Source organism: Pseudomonas sp. GM79 (genome assembly GCF_000282495.1).
Lineage (GTDB): Bacteria > Pseudomonadota > Gammaproteobacteria > Pseudomonadales > Pseudomonadaceae > Aquipseudomonas.
The window spans coordinates 23447-39792 of the sequence record NZ_AKJE01000086.1 but is presented as its reverse complement, the minus strand read 5'-3'; the positions used below and the strand labels follow the sequence as shown (position 1 = coordinate 39792).

The following is a 16346-nucleotide window of genomic DNA, read 5'->3' as shown; positions in this document are numbered from 1 at the left end:
CGGAGTGAGGGCATGCCGAGCCCAAGCGAGGCACCGAATGGCGGGGCAAGAGCGCTTTGGTTACTTTCGCGCTTTTCGAAAGTGACTCGCTGTAAGAGCGAAACCGCCAGCCGGCGCTACCGCAGAAACGGATATGTACACCATCAAAAATCCCGGTCGGCTATCAGGCCGCCATCGCAGGCAAGCCAGCTCCTACAATTTGATCGGTGTAAATCTGTAAGAAACAGGTCGCCTATCAGGCCGCCTTCGCGAGCAAGCCCGCTCCCACAGAGGTCCGAATGAACTCTGCGGGAGCGAAGCCAAACTCAGGCCAGGCTTTTGCTGACCACTTCAAACACATCGCTGGACAGTTGCCCCGAAGCGCGAATCCGCTCCAGCTCACCTTTCATCAACGCCTGACGAGCGTCGTCGTATTTGCGCCACCGAGTCAGCGGCGCCAGTTGGCGAGAGGCGATCTGCGGGTTAAACCCGTTCAACTCGATCACCAGATCCGCCAGGAACCGATACCCGGAACCGTCGGCTGCGTGGAAGTTGATCAGGTTCTGCCCGGCAAACGCGCCGATCAGTGCCCGCACCTTGTTCGGGTTCTTGATGGTGAACGCCGGATGTTGCATCAAGGCTTTGACCCGCTCCAGACCGCCTGGCAATGGGCTGCCGGCCTGAACGCTGAACCACTGATCCATGACCAGCGGATTGTCCTTGAAGTGTTCGGCGAAGGTCGCCAGCGCCGTGGCTTTCTGCTCTTCGAACGGCGAGTTGACCAACACCGCCAACGCCGTCAGACGTTCGGTCATGTTGTCGCTGGTGTCGAACTGTTCGAGGGTTGCCGCCAACACTTCCGGCTTGCCGCTGAGCATCAGGTACGACAGCGCAATGTTTTGCAGCGCGCGGCGGGCGAAATGCTCAGCCTCGGCCACATACGGCGTTTTCTTCGAGAGATCGCGATTGGCTTGATAACGCAGCCACAATGCCTCGAACAAGCCTTCAGCCAATTGCTTGCGGGCAAACTCGCGGGCCGTGTGAATGGCGTCTACGTCAGCCACTTCACTGATCTCGGTCAGATACGCCTCGCCCGGCAACGAGAGCATTTCGGCGACCATCGCCTGATCCAGCGTCTCATCGGACAGCACGGTACGCAGTGCTGAAACCAGACGCTGATCCAGCACCAGCGCTTCACCCTTCTGTTGCTGTTCGATCAACTCTTGCAGCACCTGCACCGACAATTGCTGGCCGGCATCCCAGCGGTTGAAGCCGTCGCTGTCGTGCTGCATCAGGAACATCAACTGATCGCGGTCGTACGGGAAGCTCAGTTTCACCGGCGCCGAGAAGCCGCGCAGCAACGAAGGCAGCGGCTTTTGCGCAATGTCGATGAAGGTGAAGGTCTGCTCGGCTTCAGTCACCGAAATAACCCGCGAAGTGCCTTGAGCACTGGTTTCACCGGCAAGACGCAGGGCAATTTCGCCGCCCTTGCTGTCCAGCAGGCCCAGTTCCACCGGAATCACGAATGGCAGCTTTTCCACCTTGTCCGGGGTTTCCGGGCAGCTCTGACGGAAGGTCAGGCTGTAGGTTTTTGCCGCGGCGTCGTAGGACTCGCTCACCGCCAAACGAGGCGTGCCGGCCTGGCTGTACCAGCGTTTGAACTGGGTCAGGTCGACACCGTTGGCATCTTCCATGGCCTTGATGAAGTCGTCGCAGGTCACGGCCTGGCCGTCATGGCGTTCGAAGTACAGGTCGCTGCCTTTGCGGAAACCGTCGGCGCCCAGCAAGGTGTGGATCATGCCGACCACTTCCGAACCCTTTTCGTACACGGTCAGGGTGTAGAAGTTGGAAATCTCGATGAAGCTGTCCGGGCGCACGGCGTGGGCCATCGGACCGGCGTCTTCGGCGAACTGGTGAGTGCGCAGGTACGCCACGTCCTGGATGCGTTTGACCGTGGCCGAGTTCATGTCGGCGGAGAACTCCGAATCCCGGAACACGGTGAAGCCTTCCTTGAGCGACAGCTGGAACCAGTCGCGGCAGGTCACACGGTTGCCCGACCAGTTGTGGAAGTATTCGTGGGCAACGATCGCTTCTACACGCTGGTGCGCGGCGTCGGTAGCGGTTTCGGCGCGGGCCAGCACGGCGCTGGAGTTGAAGATGTTGAGGCCCTTGTTTTCCATGGCGCCCATGTTGAAGTCGTTGACTGCGACGATCATGAAGATGTCCAGGTCGTACTCTCGACCGTAAACCTCTTCGTCCCAGCGCATGGACTTCTTCAGGCTGTTCATCGCGTGCTGGCACTTGTCGATGTTTTCCGGCTCGACATAGATGCGCAGCGCCACGGAGCGCTCGGTCATGGTGGTGAAGGTGTCTTCGACGCACCACAGGTCACCGGCCACCAGCGCGAACAGGTACGCCGGTTTCTTGAACGGGTCTTCCCAGGTCGCCCAGTGCCGGCCGTCTTCGCCAGGGCCCGAGGCAATCGGGTTGCCGTTGGACAGCAGCACCGGATAGCTGTGCTGCTCGGCGACCACCGTGGTAGTGAACGTGCTCATCACGTCCGGGCGGTCGAGGTAATAAGTGATTTTGCGGAAACCTTCGGCTTCACACTGGGTGCAGAACATCGTGCCGGATTTGTACAAGCCTTCCAGGGCGGTGTTGGTTTCCGGGTGGATCCTGACGCTGGTGTCGACCGTGAAGCTTGTACTGGCCGGGTGCAGGGTCAGGTGATTCTCGGTCAGCTGATAGTCGGCAGCGCTGAGTTCGCGATCGGCCAACGTCACCGACAACAGATCGAGTTGCTGACCATCCAGCACCAACGGCGGCAGGCCCGGGCCACGTTCAGGATTGCGGCGCATCACCAGTTGCGCATGGACCAGGCTGTGGTCCTCGAACAACTCGAAGGTCAGGTGCGTCTCGTCGATCAGGTACTCGGGCGCCTGATAGTCCTTCAGGTAGATCATCTTCGGTTGTTCGGTGCGCATGCTGGAATCCTTACTGATGCACGGCGAGCTGGTAGGCCGTGTATTTACGAATATTGATCACGCCGGTGTCGAAAATCAGGTACTGGCCCTTGATCCCCAGCAGCGTGCCTTCGGCAATCGGGTTCTTGTCCAGGTTGAAGCTGACAATCTTGGCCGGGTATTGCTCGACCGGGTAGCGGATCTCGAGCGGTTCGACATCGGTAATGGTCTGGATTGCTTGCAGGCCAAATCGTTCCTGCAAACCTTGCAAACCTTGCGCACAACTTTCAAACAGCTGATCGCGAACCTGCGCCAGATCCACCGATACCGCATCGCCCTTGAGTAAAGCACGCCAGTTGGTCTTGTCGGCTACCTGACTGCGGAACAGGTCTTCGACGAAACCGGACTGCTGACGGGTCGCGACACGCATGATCGGCAAGGCCTGGCTGGCGCCCTGATCGAGCCAACGGGTTGGCAGCTGGGTGGCGCGGGTAATCCCGACCTTGATCCCTGACGAGTTGGCCAGGTAAACCACATGATCAGTCATGCAGAATTTTTCGCCCCACGCAGGCTCACGGCAGGTGCCGGCGTCGTAGTGGCAACGCTCCGGGCTCATGATGCAAATGTCGCATTGGGCCAATTTGGTCATGCACGGGTAGCAGTAACCCTGGCTGAAACTGGTTTTGGTCTTGCGTCCGCAATGGGTGCAGTGGATCGCTCCCAGGTATTCCAGGCGCACCGTGGTGCCGATCAACGGGTTGACCGGTACCTCGGCGTCGCCCAGACGAAAAGCGTACTGAACGTTCGGCCCGTCAAGGCGCGCCGACATTTTGCTGATTGCACCGCGGCCAATCTCGATCAATGGACAGCATCCGATTTGAACAGAATGTTTGGCACTTCAATCGACTTCGACTCGCATTCCTGCGGGCCCATGTAGCCGGTGCGTTCTTCCTCGGGCAGGTTCTGGATTTCCCAGGCGATCATCGCTTGCAGGGACAGTTCGCGCTGCTCAGCGGTGAGTTTGCCACCGTCGGACCATTTGCCGATTTCCACCGCCAGTTTCAGGCTCTGGTAGATATCCGGGGTAATGTTTTTGATCATTTCGTTGAAAGAGGACATCAAGGGCTCCGCGCTCTTTAATCACATAGCTTATTTGGAAGTCAGTTTACGGCGGTTGTACAAACCGCCCAACAAACCGGTGAAGCATCCGATGAGTAACCCGCTGACGTGAGCGGCATTGGCAATCTGGCCGAAACCGATCATCGAGACCAGCCCGGACAGGCACACCAGCAACCACACCAGCATCATCACCAACACCCCTCGAGGCAGGCGATACGCCGGGTTCGGCGACAGAAGCTGGAAGATCCAGCAATGCCCAAGCAAACCGTACAGCACGCCGGACAACCCGCCGAACAGGCTCGGGCCGCTGAAAAGGAACTGGACATAGTTGGACACCAGGCTGAACAGCAGCGTCAGGCCGATCAGGTTGATGCTGCCCTGACGCGACTCGATGCGCCGCCCCAGTTCCCAGTACCACATGCCGTTCATGGCCAGGTGCAGGATGCCGAAGTGGATCAACATCGGCGTCACCAGACGCCACCACTGCCCCGCCGCCAGGCTGTCGGCCAATGGCGTGAAATGGATGTATTCGCCGACCACACGGAAATCGAGGAAGGTCAGCCAGCGTATCGTGTCGAGGTTATCGCCCAGCAGCGTCACCATGGCGACGATCAGGGTCAGCAACAGCACCAACGCCGTGGCCTTGCTGTGACGCAACTGCTCGACTAAGCCCGGACGCGGCTGCGCCTGCGCGATCGGGATATCCAGTTGCTGATCGGGGTCACCCGCCGGAAAGCGTTCGTACAATGAGCGCACGTCTTCGCTGATGCTGGCCGGCACCCACAGCACTTGCTCGCCCGCCTCTTCGCTGACCCGGTGGGGCACTTGCATGCGTTGCAGCAGTTTGACAAACCCGCTCAAATCCACCGCCAGAGGCAGACGCAATACCGCCACCGCCGTCATTGCAGCACCTCCGGCCGCTCGACATCGACCCAGACAAATTTATGCGGGTCGAGACGGGTTTCCTGATCCAGACGATAAGCGACCAGTTTGCCATAGAGCACCGCACTGTAATCCAGGCACGCCAGGTTCGGGCGGATCGGCGCCGGTTTGCCGCTGCGCCAGTAGTGGCCGACGAACAACAGCGGCTCATCGACGCCGTAGCGCAGCAAGTTGTCTTTTTCGCTGGACGACAGCGGCGTGCGGGCCACCGGTTCAGGCAAGGCGTCGGGCTGGAACACGATGTCTCCGTAGGTTTGCGGGTCGTCTTCCCAGAACTTGGTGCGGAAAAACGAGCGCGTCAGGCCGTCGCCGCTGGTCATGGTCAACCCGTGGGGCAAGCGCATGTCGGTGCCGCGCAACAGGCGATCGAACACGGTGCAGGCAAAACTGCCCGGCACCGCGGAAGCCTGGAGGAAGTGCTCATCGATGCAGCCGTCGGGGAACAGGCCGCGCAAAGGCTCGATCAGGCCGGCGTCCCAACAGGCATGCACCACCCGGAAACGCCCGGCATCGACGAACAGAGGCAATTCATAGAACCATTGCAGGAAGTCGTGCCATTCCGCGGGATGGTCTTCGAACTGGGTCAGGGTTTCCTTGAGCAGGCGCGCGTGGCGCGGCGTATGTTCACGCACGAACTGCTGGCCGCTGCCCGGCAGCGCCGGCGTGCTCCAGCCGAGGGCGTTGAATTCATGGTTGCCCATGATGCACAGCGCCTGCCCGGCCTCGACCATGTCGTGGACGATGTGCAGCGCCTCGCGAATCCGCGGGCCGCGGTCGATGATGTCGCCGAGGAACACCGCCATGCGCGACGGATGCCGCCAGACGCCAGCCTGTTTGTGATAACCGAGCCGGTCGAGCAAGTGCTCAAGGGTCAGAGCGCAACCGTGCACGTCACCGATCAGGTCGTAGCTACGCGCGGGATCGAGCATCAGTCGCCTCCACCACCCAACTTGCTGCCCCAGCCGAGCTTGGTCCGACAGACTTCATAGTAGTTGTGGTCCAGCGGGTGAATCAGCCGCAGTTTCTGCGCTTTCTTGCTGATGGTGATGGTGTCACCGGGCGCGCAGGTGAAGTGATTCTGCCCGTCACAGGAAACTTGCGGGTAAATCTGCATATCTTTGGACACGACGATTTTCAGCTCACTGTTGCCATCGACCACGATCGGTCTACCTGACAAGGTATGGGGGTACATCGGCACAATCACAATAGCGTCGAGCTTGGGATGCATGATCGGGCCGCCCGCCGACAGTGCGTAGGCGGTTGAACCGGTCGGTGTGGCGACGATCAGACCGTCGGCCTTCTGGCTGCAGACGAACTGGCCATCGATGTACAACTCGAACTCGATCATCCTTGTCGATTTGCCGGGGTGCAGCACCACATCGTTCAGCGCATCGCCCTGGCCGATGGCCTCGGCGTGGCGCCGGACTTCGGCTTGCAGCAGGAAGCGGTTTTCCACCAGATAGTGGCCGTCGAGCACTTCGGCGACTTTGACTTCCAGCTCATCGGGGCGAATATCGGTCAGGAACCCCAGGCTGCCACGGTTGATGCCAAGCACCGGAATATTGTGTCGGGCCAGCGCCCGGGCGGCACCCAGCAGGCTGCCGTCACCACCGACCACAATCACCATGTCACAGACTTCACCGAGCATCTTGCGCGACGAAGTTTGCAGGCCATGACCCGGCAGGACTTCGGCGATGGTGTCTTCGAGGATCACGTGCAGGTGACGATCGAGCAGAAACCGTTTCAGTCGGCGGACGGTATCCAGCACCTGAGAACTGCCCAGGCGACCGATGATGCCGATATTACGAAATTGCTCCATGGGGCTCCTATTAGGATGCGGAGGGCCTGCGACGGCGAAAAACACGATTATGGGCGAAAGCGCGGCGTAGACAAAACCCTTTCAGCCACAACGGTGCGCTCGCGTTTCGGGCTATGCTCGCAAGATGATCCTATTTCCAGATTTGCTCCAGTTACCTCACCAGTTGCGCCACCCTGAAGTGCGCGACCTGGCTTGGGTCATCCTCGCGCCGCCGATGCTCAGCGTCACCCCGTGGCCGCAGCGTCATCCGCTGGCGGGCAGCGACTGGGTGCAGGCACCGGAGCGCCTGGAACACTGGCTCAGGCAACTGGATCGCGACAGCTACGACTTGCTGCACTGGCTGGCCCAGGCCAGGACCCGGCGACTGGGCCTGTACTACGAGCGGCTGTGGCAATACGCCGTGCGGCATGCGCCGGGTATCGAACTGATTGCCGCCAACATGCCGATCCGCCGTGAAGGCCACACCCTGGGTGAGCTGGACATGCTGCTGCGTGATCGCGATGGCGTGCATCATCTGGAACTGGCGATCAAGCTCTATCTTGGGCCGCAGAACGGTGAAGGCCATGACGCCGCGCAGTGGCTCGGACCGGGTTGTCATGATCGGCTCGACCGTAAACTCAAGCACCTGAGCCAGCATCAATTACCGATTTCCGCGCGGGCGGAAAGCCGTGCAGTGCTGGCGTCGCTGGATATCCAGCAGTTCAGTGCACATCTGTGGCTGGGCGGTTATCTGCTCTATCCGTGGCCGGGACAGTCCGAATCACCCAGCGGCGCCCACCCTCAACATTTGCGCGGTAGCTGGTTGCATCAGAAGGACTGGGCGAACTTTGTCGTGCAACGCCCGTTCGGCCGCTGGCAACCCCTGCCCCGCCATGCCTGGCTGGCCCCGGCGCACTATCCCCAAGAGCAGACCTGGGACACTGAACAGCTGGATGCGTGGCTGAGCGATCTGGACCCGCTGGCACCGGCGCAATTGATGGTGCGGCTGACAGAGAATGGCGAAGGAGATTGGGAAGAAGCCGAGCGGCTGTTTCTGGTGTCCGATCTTTGGCCGAATGTGCCGGGTAATGGTTGAGTTTTTGTGGCGAATGGATGGGCCCTATCGCGGGCAAGCCCGCTCCCACAGGGTTTAGTGTGATCCTGTGGGAGCGGGCTTGCTCGCGAAAGCGGTATATCAGGCGCCATCAATGTTGACTGTGCCGCCGTCTTCGCGAGCAAGTCGAATCGTCGCACCGCCGCTCCCACAGGGATTGTGGCAGGCCAGAAGAATTAGTTAGCGCCAAGTAAACGGGTCACTGCTTCTTATGCTGCTCAACCCATTGCGCATACGCATCGATGAATTTTTGCAGAAACGGTCTGACCGACTCCGACAACTTGCCCGCCTCGTCGAACGCTGAACCGGCGCCGCCCAGGTAGGCTTCCGGTTGCTGCATGCACGGCACATTGAGAAACACCATGGACTGGCGAATATTGTGGTTGGCGCCAAATCCGCCGACGGCGCCCGGTGAAGCGCTGATCACCGCACCTGGCTTGCCGTTCCAGGCGCTCTTGCCATAAGGGCGCGACCCCACGTCGATCGCATTCTTCAATGGCGCCGGTACCGAACGGTTATATTCCGGGGTCACGAACAGCACCGCGTCGGATGAACTCACTTGTTGTCGGAAAGTGCTGTAGGCTGCCGGCGGTGATTCGCCATCGATGTCTTCGTTGTAGAGCGGCAAATCGCCGATTTCGACGATGTTCAGTTTCAGATTGGCAGGCGCCAGCTCGGCCAGCGCCAGCGCGACCTTGCGGTTGATCGATGCTTTTCTCAGGCTGCCGACCAGAACGGCGATCTCGTAGACGTTGCTCATGGAAGATTCTCGACTGTCCGATGGGAAGAGCTTCTAGTTATAGATGATCAAATGACGATTCAACCAGCGGGCGACGGAAAAACGCCGCCCCTGACTATTTTTTTCCTGTAGGAAAACTTACCTCGCCCAACCACGGTCTACAGAACCGCAAATTGAGTGATTTATCTCCAGAGGTTCTAAGCAGATGGCAGCAGTACTCGTCGGTCAGTTCCATGCAAGAGACGCGGAAGGCCGCGTTTATTCCGTGCATGAGTTCCAGGAATCCACCCCGTCACACGACGGCCTCGCCGGCTCGGTGCCTGTCACCACCTATAAACTGGCCATTGGCGACCGGCTCAACAAACTTGACGACAACGAATTTGTGCTGGTGCAATCGGGCGTCACCCTCACTCGCGAACCTGAAACGCACGTGGCCTCATAACCCGCTGTTATGAGCAGAAGTCATATGCGCGCACTTGAGTTAGGATTCAGTCACTGACTCCCTCACCTGCTGAACATGGACTTCACGCATGCGTTTACGTCATATCGAAGTGATCCAGGCGCTCCTGCAGACCGGTCACCTGGGCACCGCCGCCGAATGGCTGCAGCTGCCAGTGGCCGAGGTTGAACGCACCCTGCGTGATGCCGAGGATCAGTTGGGTTTCATGCTGTTTGCCAGCGTGCGTGGTCGTCTGCAAGCCACGCGCGAAGCACGGGAGTTGCAGGTCGAGATCGCCCACGTCTACGAAGCCCTCGAGCCGGTCCAGCGACTGGCCAGCAGCCTCAAGCAATATTTGGCCCCGCCCCTGCGCATCATCTGCACCCCGCCGTTGGCACAACACCTGTTGCCACACAGCATCGCGGCCCTGCGCCGACGCCTCCCCGACGCACCTTGCACCCTCCTGAGCCAGCCGACCGGCGCGATTGTCAGAAGCCTGCTGCTGCGTGAAAGCGATCTGGGGCTGAGCCTGCATGACCCGGAGCACGCCGATATCCATTGCCAGGTCATCGCTCAAGGCAAGCTCCAGTTGCTGGCGCCCCATGGCTGGCTGCAACCGAAACAGAAGTACATTTCGCTGCAGGACCTGGCTGGCCAGTCGATGGTTGGCCTGGAAGGTCACGATCCGTTAAGCCCGGCACTGGACAATAAGCTGCATGCGCTACGCCCTGCCCCGGTCATTCAGACACGGGTACAGACTCATCAGATGATGCGCAGCATGGTCGAGGCCGGTGAAGGTCTGGCGATCGTCGACCCGTTTACCGCCCTCGGCGCCAAATCGGCCGGGCTCGATGCCTGCCCCCTGGCGCCTGCCGTGCCGATCAGCGTGTATGCCTTGAGCCTGAAGAGCGCCGAGCCCTCTGCGGCCGTTCAAGCGCTGCTGGACATCATCACGGAACAAGCCGTGGCGATGCTGGCGAGCTGAGCGGGTTTTCCAGCGGATTATCGAATAATCGATACCAGAACAGCGCCATTTCAGCGGTATTCGGATCGATTCCGCGGTAGCGCAGGTGATCGATTCCGCCGACCACATAGCCACAGCGCTCATAAAGCCGACAGGCGCCCAGGTTGTTGTTCTGGGTTTCCAGCATGATGCCCGGCAGTTTTTTCTTGCGACTCCAGAACTGCGCCACATCCAGCAACGCCTTGGCCACGCCATGACGGCGCGCCGGCGCATGCACCGCCAATTCATCGATATGGGCGAAGCCGTTCCAGTTGGTGCTGACCACTAAATGCCCCACTGGCTCGTCATCCAGATAGGCCATGAAAATCGCGCTGTCAGCGGCATCGCGAAAACTGCTGAATTCCTCGGGATCGATGCCGTAACACTTGCGATACGGGGTGATTGGCGTCACCGGCCACTGCGCCACCGGCTTGCCGATTTGCGCGGCACCATAGGCGGCGACTTCAAAACTGAAATCACTGCCCCAGATATAAGCCGCAAACCCCTCATCGGCGACACGCACCGAGAGGCCCGGGTATTTGGGATTCATGACGGGTTGCATAGTCGCAAAGGTCCTCATTCCTTGATGCAATCGACGGTGTAATGCCGTCCATTGCCCTCGTCTTCGTGTTGCAAGCCATGCACATCGGCGACAAATCCGGGGAAGCTACTGTCGAACGTACGGGCAAACTTCAGGTAATCGATGATCGAACGGGTCGACTCGGTGAACCGCTCGCCGGGCATGATCAACGGGATCCCCGGCGGGTAGGGCACCAGCATCACCGCTGCGATCCGCCCGTCCAGAGCATCGATCGAAACAGCCTCAACCTCCCCGCGTACCAATTGATCATAGGCGTCCGCCGGCTTCATCGCGACTTCCGGCAGTACGGTGTACATGCGTTTGAGGTGTTTGGCCGTGGCATTGCTGCGATAACAGGCGTGCAATTGATCACACAGATCGCGCAAACCCATGCCTTGGTAACGGGCAACATTGTGTTGCGCCACGCACGGCAGGCAGGTGGCCAGGCTGACATTGGCGTCGTAACTGCGCTTGAACTCCAGCAACTCGGTCAGCAGCGTGCTCCATTTGCCCTTGGTGATGCCCATGGAGAACAGCACCAGGAACGAATACAGCCCGGTCTTTTCCACGACCAGCCCGCGTTCCCAGAGGAATTTGCTGACCACCGCCGCCGGAATCCCCCGCGCGCTCAGGGCACCGCCCGCCGTCAAACCCGGCATCACCAGCGTGACCTTGATCGGATCGAGCAGTACGTAATCATCGGTTACGCCGCCAAAGCCATGCCAATCGGCGTCGGGTTGCAGCAACCAGTCTTCGGTGACTACCTGTTCGATACCTTCGGCCGAGGGTGGTTGCCAGATGGAAAACCACCAGTCATCGGCGGCGATGTGTTGGCGCAGATTGGCCAGGGCCCGGCGAAAACTCAGGGCCTCGTCGAACATTTCCTGCAACAGCGAACGGCCAGCCGGCCCTTCCATCATCGCCGAGGCCACGTCCAGCGAAGCAATGATGCTGTACTGCGGCGAGGTCGAGATGTGCATCATGAACGCTTCGTTGAAACGGTCGCGGTCGAGCTGCCGCGCACCGCCGTCCTGAACGTGAATCATCGACGCCTGACTGAACGCCGCCAGCAATTTGTGCGTGGAGTGCGTAGTGAACACCAGCGGGCTGTCTTCACTGCGAGAGGTGCCCATGCCGTAACGACCGGCGAAGAACTCGTGAAACGCCGCGTAGGCGTACCAGGCCTCGTCGAAATGCAGCACCTCGACGCTGTTGCCCAGGCTCTGCTTGATCAGCTCGGCGTTGTAACAGAGGCCGTCGTAAGTCGAATTGGTCACCACCGCCAACTTGACCTTGGGTTCGCGGCCCTTGGTCAGCGGGCTGGCGTCGATCTTGGCCTGGATCGACTCACGGCTGAATTCGCTCAACGGAATCGGGCCGATAATTCCCAGTTCATTGCGTTCCGGGCACAGGTACAGCGGGATCGCGCCGGTCATGATGATCGAATGCAGCACCGACTTGTGGCAGTTGCGATCCACCAGCACCAGGTCATCGCGGGCCACCATGGAATGCCAGACGATCTTGTTGGCGGTCGAGGTGCCATTGATCACGAAAAAGGTGTGGTCGGCGCCGAAATTACGCGCGGCTCTCGCTTCCGCTTCGGCCAGCGGGCCGGTGTGATCGAGCAGCGAACCGAGTTCCGGTACCGACACCGACAAATCCGAACGCAGCGTATTTTCCCCGAAAAACTGATGAAACGCCTGCCCCACCGGGCTCTTGTGATACGCCACGCCGCCGCCATGGCCGGGGGTATGCCAGGAATAATTGGAATCGGCGGTGTGCTGTACCAGCGCCTTGAAGAACGGCGGCAACAGACCGTCCAGATATTTGCGCGCCGCGCGGGCGACTTGCCGGGCAAGGAAGGGTACGGTGTCTTCGAACAAATAAAGAATGCCGCGCAGTTGATTGAGCTCGGCCATGGCGTCAGCCGGGGCATTTTCCAGGGTCACCTGTTCGCCCAAGGCAAAGATCGGCAGGTCCGGCGCCCGAACCCGTGCCAGGCGGATCAGCTCCGCCATGTTATGCAGAAGATGAGCATGGGTGCTGGCGTCTTCGGCGGCAATCAACATGCAAGAGAGGCCGTGATGAGTCGAGGCGACCAGACGCCCTTCGTTGTAATCGACCGCCGAGACGATGCTGAAGCCTTCCTGCTCAAGCTCCCGGGCGATGCCACGCACACGATCACCGGCAACGGTATCGGCCTTGATGTCGCGGTGGACGATCAGGACCGGGAATTTCAAATCTTTATACATGGGGCTCGGTGTCCTGAGGCGGCAGACCGTGGCCTGCCAATAACCTCAGGGTAGAGGGTTGGAGCGCATGTGGCGAGGGGGATGCCCTGAAGTGGGGCACTGGGTGCGTTGTGAAGATCAAAAGATCGCAGCCTGCGGCAGCTCCTACAGGATCGGGGCCACCGTTGATTTGATGGCCGACACGGTTGGCGTAGGCGCTGCCGAAGGCTGCGATCTTTTCAGGCCTGAGCCTTGGCCTCGGCCAGTTGCTGCCAAAGCGACGGAGCACCAGCGGATTTTGCGATGGCTTCAAGGCGCGCAACGTGCTGGGCCAGATCTTCTTCACTCGCACGGATGATCCGGATCGGCTGACGATCGGCCGGCAGGCGACGGATTTCGGTGGCGGAGTTATCCGCGCCTTCACCTGAACCATTGCCATCGGACGCGTTACCGGCCAGCGACAGGCTGGTCTGGCCGCCGGTCATGGTCAGGTAAACGTCGGCGAGAATCTCGGAGTCGAGCAAGGCGCCGTGCAGCTCACGGCCAGAGTTGTCGACGCCATAGCGTTTGCACAAGGCGTCGAGGCTGTTGCGCTGCCCGGGGTGACGCTCCCGGGCCATCATCAGGGTGTCGAGGATCGAGCAGTGTTGCGTGATGTCCGCGCGGTCGTGATGGCCCATCAGGGCGAATTCGTTGTTGATGAAGCCAACGTCGAACGCCGCGTTATGGATGATCAGCTGCGCACCCTTGATGAACTCGAAGAACTCATCGGCCACTTCGGTGAAACGCGGCTTGCCCACCAGGAATTCATTAGTGATGCCGTGGACACCGATGGCGCCTTCGTCACTCTCGCGATCTGGTTGCAGGTAAACGTGGAAATGCCGGCCGGTCAGGCGCCGACCGATCAACTCGACACAACCGATTTCGATAATCCGGTGGCCGTCGGTCACCGGCATGCCGGTGGTTTCGGTATCGAGTACAACGGATCTGGTGGCCATCAGTGCTCAGCTCTCAACGGGTCAATCGTGCAAAAGCGGCGATGTTAACACGCTCGCGAGATCGTCAACGACCGGTATTCGGACCAGCAACTGGCCGCCGCGATTTTGATGCTGTGATTTCTTGAGGGGCCGGGTTTGCCCGCGATGCGCCCTGGCAGGAACACCGAGTCGTGGCCTTCGCGAGCAAGCCCGCTCCCACATTTGATCGCATTCCCCTGAGAGAACTCGGTCGAATGTGGGAGCGGGCTTGCTCGCGAAGAACGATGACGCGGTGCATCGGTAGAACCGAAATCAAGCCTGCTTGTACCCACGCACTTCATCAACGCCACGGTTGGCCAGTTGGTCGGCCCGTTCGTTGCCGTGATGGCCGATGTGCCCGCGCACCCATTTCCAGGTGACGTTGTGGCGGTTGACCTGCTCGTCGAGCAGTTTCCACAGATCGGCGTTTTTTACCGGTTCCTTGGCTGCGGTTTTCCAGCCGCGTTTCTTCCAGTTGGCCATCCACTCGTTGATGCCTTTCATCACGTACTGGGAGTCGGTCACCAGCAGTACGTCGCAGGAGCGCTTGAGCTCTTCCAGGCCACGGATCGCGCCCATCAACTCCATACGGTTGTTGGTGGTGTTGGCTTCGCCGCCCCAGAGTTCTTTTTCAACGCCCTTGCACACCAGCAATGCACCCCAGCCGCCCGGGCCAGGGTTGCCCTTACAGGCGCCATCGGTGAAGAGTTCTACGCTATCGCTCATGCCAATCTATCCAGAAAATGCGGTGGCTCGCCGATCGGTGACCGACGATGCCCGAGGCCGGGGCGAACCCGGCCGGGAAAATAAAATGTGTATTACGGTTCGAGGTGGCGACGGTTGACCTTGGCCATCGGCAACGGAATCAACTTGCCCATCGGTTCGCGCCGTTCCTGGCGCACCGGCCGCAGGCCTACCACGATCTTGCGCGCGACCAATAAATAGAAGCCACCACCGGACAATTGCCAGTCACCGGCCTTGCGCTCCCAACCGGCCAGACGGGCTTGCCAGGCAGGCGACGCAAGCGGCGGACGATAGCACCCGAAGCGGCGTTTCTCCAGCGCGAAGCCCAGCAAGTTCAGCCAGTCGGCGACTCGCGATGGCGAAATACAGCGGGCTTTGCGCAAGGCGTCATGGGCGAACACATGACGCAGCCCCCAGCTGCTCCAGGGGTTGATCCCGACAATCAGCAGATGCCCGCCGGGCCGGACACTGCTCGCCGCTTCGCGCAGCAAACCGTGGGGCGACAGGCAGAAATCCAGCCCATGCTGCAACACCACCACATCAGCGGCGTGCTCGCTCAAAGGCCAGGCCTGCTCTTCGCAAACAATCTCGACCCCCGGCAACGGCGCACCGAGCCGCACATTGCGCTGGACCTGCGGCGCCGACGGCGGTGTCTGCGCCGAGGGGCCGTAATGCACCAGGTAGCCGCCGAAGAAGCGCCCCAACTCGTCTTCGAGCATGCGTCGTTCTTCGTCCAGCAGAAATTGCCCGATGGGGCCGGACAGCCATTCACGGGCCGCGCTGATCAATGTCAGCCACTCAGGATCGGCCTGAGCGAACGCTTTATCGGTCATTGCATTCTCCAACGCGCCAGGAAGTTCTAAGATGCGCCAATGTTTTCCGCTTGGCGAATCCGACGATGATACAGATCAGTGCCCTGCCCGCCTTTACCGACAACTACATCTGGTTGTTACAAGACCACAGCACCCAGCGCTGCGCCGTGGTCGATCCGGGCGATGCCGCGCCAGTACAAGCCTGGCTCGCCGCGCACCCGGGTTGGGTGTTAAGCGATATTTTGATCACTCATCACCATCATGACCATGTCGGCGGCGTCGAGCGGCTGAAAAAAGCGACAGACGCGACAGTCTATGGCCCGGCCAGTGAAAGCATCCCGGCGCGGGACGTGGCGCTCAAGGACAATGACCGCATCAGCGTGCTGGGCTGGGACTTCGATGTCATCCAGGTGCCGGGGCATACCCTCGGACACATCGCCTTTTATCACCAGGGCCATTTGTTTTGCGGCGACACCCTGTTCGCCGCTGGTTGCGGACGCCTGTTCGAAGGCACGCCGGAGCAAATGCATCACTCGCTGAGCCGCCTCGCGGCGCTGCCCGAAGACACGCTGGTGTACTGCACTCACGAATACACCTTGAGCAACCTGAAGTTTGCTGCTGCGGTCGAACCGGGCAATCCGGACACCGCCGCACGTCTGGAAAAAGTCACCGCACAACGTGAAGCCGGACTCATGACGCTGCCCTCTACTCTGGCGCTTGAAAAGCTTACCAACCCGTTTTTGCGTGTTGACGAAACATCCGTTAAAGAAAAAGTGGACGAACGGAATGGAACCCATAACCGGGCTCCGAGTGCGGTTTTTGCTGCTCTACGTGCTTGGAAAGATAAGTTCTAAGTAGCCATCACGT

The 16346-nt window shown here is 60.2% G+C and carries 16 protein-coding genes; 4 read left to right on the top strand and 12 right to left on the bottom strand.

Translation table 11 applies throughout. The features are described 5' to 3' along the window. Positions 1-305: 305 nt before the first annotated feature. The 6 genes from pepN to PMI36_RS06970 are packed head-to-tail and all read right to left on the bottom strand — an operon-like array spanning position 306 to position 6822. Positions 306-2963, bottom strand: coding sequence for an aminopeptidase N (pepN, locus tag PMI36_RS06945; protein ID WP_008074414.1), 2658 nt, complete (start codon positions 2961-2963; stop codon positions 306-308). A gap of 10 nt (positions 2964-2973) precedes the next feature. Further along, complete coding sequence (locus PMI36_RS06950; RefSeq protein WP_008074413.1) at positions 2974-3804, bottom strand: DUF2797 domain-containing protein; 831 nt, start codon at positions 3802-3804, stop codon at positions 2974-2976. After that, complete coding sequence (locus PMI36_RS06955) at positions 3801-4061, bottom strand: YeaC family protein (RefSeq protein ID WP_008074411.1); 261 nt, start codon at positions 4059-4061, stop codon at positions 3801-3803. Before PMI36_RS06955 ends, PMI36_RS06950 begins: the two co-directional genes overlap by 4 nt. A gap of 30 nt (positions 4062-4091) precedes the next feature. Then, the gene (locus PMI36_RS06960; RefSeq protein ID WP_008074409.1) at positions 4092-4964 is read right to left on the bottom strand and encodes a rhomboid family intramembrane serine protease; all 873 of its coding nucleotides are present in this window, start codon (positions 4962-4964) and stop codon (positions 4092-4094) included. Beyond that, a complete protein-coding gene (locus PMI36_RS06965; RefSeq protein WP_177319501.1) occupies positions 4961-5935 on the bottom strand; it encodes a metallophosphoesterase in 975 nt (324 codons plus the stop codon). Before PMI36_RS06965 ends, PMI36_RS06960 begins: the two co-directional genes overlap by 4 nt. Continuing rightward, a complete protein-coding gene (locus PMI36_RS06970) occupies positions 5932-6822 on the bottom strand; it encodes an NAD(+) kinase (protein ID WP_007906781.1) in 891 nt (296 codons plus the stop codon). The genes PMI36_RS06965 and PMI36_RS06970 overlap by 4 nt, the downstream gene beginning before the upstream one ends. A 124-nt stretch (positions 6823-6946) precedes the next feature. Here PMI36_RS06970 and PMI36_RS06975 point away from each other — a divergent pair, with 124 nt between their 5' ends. Further along, a complete protein-coding gene (locus PMI36_RS06975; RefSeq protein ID WP_008074405.1) occupies positions 6947-7897 on the top strand; it encodes a DUF1853 family protein in 951 nt (316 codons plus the stop codon). Between the two features lie 217 nt (positions 7898-8114). Here the strand turns inward: PMI36_RS06975 and PMI36_RS06980 are convergent, their stop codons facing one another. Further along, positions 8115-8675 (bottom strand): NADPH-dependent FMN reductase, encoded by a 561-nt coding sequence (locus PMI36_RS06980; RefSeq protein WP_008074403.1) that lies wholly within the window; start codon positions 8673-8675, stop codon positions 8115-8117. Positions 8676-8859: 184 nt separating this feature from the next. Between PMI36_RS06980 and PMI36_RS06985 the strand changes: the two genes are divergently transcribed. Together PMI36_RS06985 and PMI36_RS06990 are read left to right on the top strand one after the other, a co-directional pair. After that, positions 8860-9096 carry a hypothetical protein gene (locus PMI36_RS06985; RefSeq protein ID WP_008074401.1) on the top strand — a complete coding sequence of 79 codons (237 nt, stop codon included), beginning with the start codon at positions 8860-8862 and terminating at the stop codon, positions 9094-9096. An 88-nt stretch (positions 9097-9184) separates the two neighbouring features. Beyond that, the gene (locus PMI36_RS06990) at positions 9185-10078 is read left to right on the top strand and encodes a LysR substrate-binding domain-containing protein (RefSeq protein ID WP_008074399.1); all 894 of its coding nucleotides are present in this window, start codon (positions 9185-9187) and stop codon (positions 10076-10078) included. Here PMI36_RS06990 and PMI36_RS06995 read toward each other — a convergent pair. From PMI36_RS06995 to PMI36_RS07015, 5 genes are all read right to left on the bottom strand, one after another. After that, a complete protein-coding gene (locus PMI36_RS06995) occupies positions 10044-10658 on the bottom strand; it encodes a GNAT family N-acetyltransferase (protein ID WP_008074397.1) in 615 nt (204 codons plus the stop codon). The two genes, PMI36_RS06990 and PMI36_RS06995, sit on opposite strands and share 35 nt — an antisense overlap. A gap of 14 nt (positions 10659-10672) precedes the next feature. Further along, a complete protein-coding gene (locus PMI36_RS07000; RefSeq protein ID WP_008074395.1) occupies positions 10673-12928 on the bottom strand; it encodes an Orn/Lys/Arg decarboxylase N-terminal domain-containing protein in 2256 nt (751 codons plus the stop codon). A 218-nt stretch (positions 12929-13146) separates the two neighbouring features. Continuing rightward, positions 13147-13905, bottom strand: a complete 759-nt coding sequence (dnaQ, locus tag PMI36_RS07005; RefSeq protein WP_008074393.1) for a DNA polymerase III subunit epsilon — start codon at positions 13903-13905, stop codon at positions 13147-13149. A 291-nt stretch (positions 13906-14196) separates the two neighbouring features. After that, positions 14197-14649 (bottom strand): ribonuclease HI, encoded by a 453-nt coding sequence (gene rnhA, locus PMI36_RS07010; protein ID WP_003180633.1) that lies wholly within the window; start codon positions 14647-14649, stop codon positions 14197-14199. A 92-nt stretch (positions 14650-14741) separates the two neighbouring features. Then, positions 14742-15500, bottom strand: coding sequence for a methyltransferase domain-containing protein (locus tag PMI36_RS07015; protein ID WP_008074391.1), 759 nt, complete (start codon positions 15498-15500; stop codon positions 14742-14744). Positions 15501-15565: 65 nt separating this feature from the next. On the opposite strand from PMI36_RS07015, the gene gloB reads away from it, so the two are divergent. Beyond that, positions 15566-16333: a hydroxyacylglutathione hydrolase gene (gene gloB / locus PMI36_RS07020; RefSeq protein ID WP_008074389.1), complete on the top strand. Its 768-nt coding sequence runs from the start codon at positions 15566-15568 to the stop codon at positions 16331-16333. The last annotated feature ends 13 nt before the right edge of the window (positions 16334-16346 follow it).